Raw genomic sequence first — 806 nt, 5'->3', positions numbered from 1 at the left:
CACGCTGCCTCCATTTCACCTGCAAAATTTATATATATTTTCAGTTAATTACCATATAAACCTTTGATTCTACTTTTGACTTCTTCATGATGAAATGTTTTCTCATGCATCATCAATTCCTGTTCAATGACGCGCGGCAGCTGATCGCGAAGCGGGGCAACCAAATGATCTTTCAGTGTAACCAGTGAGTTTCTCGGCTTTTCCGCCAGTTCTTGCGCCAGCTCCACTGCATAATCTAACACTTCTGCACGGGGCAGCACCTTAAAAGGAACCCCTCTTTTTTCAAGATCAGCTCCGCGGTAGCTGCCCGCATTCAATAATATTTCCTGGGACAGGCTGAAACCCAGTTTTTTAGGAACGATAAAGGTAGCGCCCATTCCAGGCGTAAATCCGTATTTCATAAAATTAGCCGTATACACGCTTTCTCTGCTCAGAATGACTATGTCAGCAAAGAGCCCCATGACAAAGCCGCCTCCAATTCCATGGCCCTGCATTGCCGCAATAACTGGAATCTCACAATCCAGCGCCAGAGAATAAAGATTGTCATCAGTGAACTTGGTCAATCCCTGCTGAATTCGAAGCAGTCCTTCTTGCGTTCCTCCTGAAGCAAAATAATTATCATATCCTGTCAAAATAACCGCTTTGTATTTGGGGTTCTGCCGTATGAATTCAAACGCTTGAATTAAACCGTCTGTAAGTTCTTGTGAAAACGCGTTTTTATGAGTGCGATCTTGCATCTTTACCTGAATAATGGCGGATTCAATTTCGATAAGCTCTACAACAGAATGCGTCATGATGTCCTCCTA

General features: G+C 43.5%; 1 protein-coding gene. It reads right to left on the bottom strand.

The features are described 5' to 3' along the window. Window positions 1–44: 44 nt before the first annotated feature. Window positions 45–794: a polyketide synthase gene (locus tag AC0OMU_RS05800; protein WP_474240958.1), complete on the bottom strand. Its 750-nt coding sequence runs from the start codon at window positions 792–794 to the stop codon at window positions 45–47. Window positions 795–806 lie beyond the last annotated feature (12 nt).

The organism is Bacillus sp. FAU18 (assembly GCF_056033885.1).
This window is presented reverse-complemented; position numbering and strand designations above follow the sequence as displayed.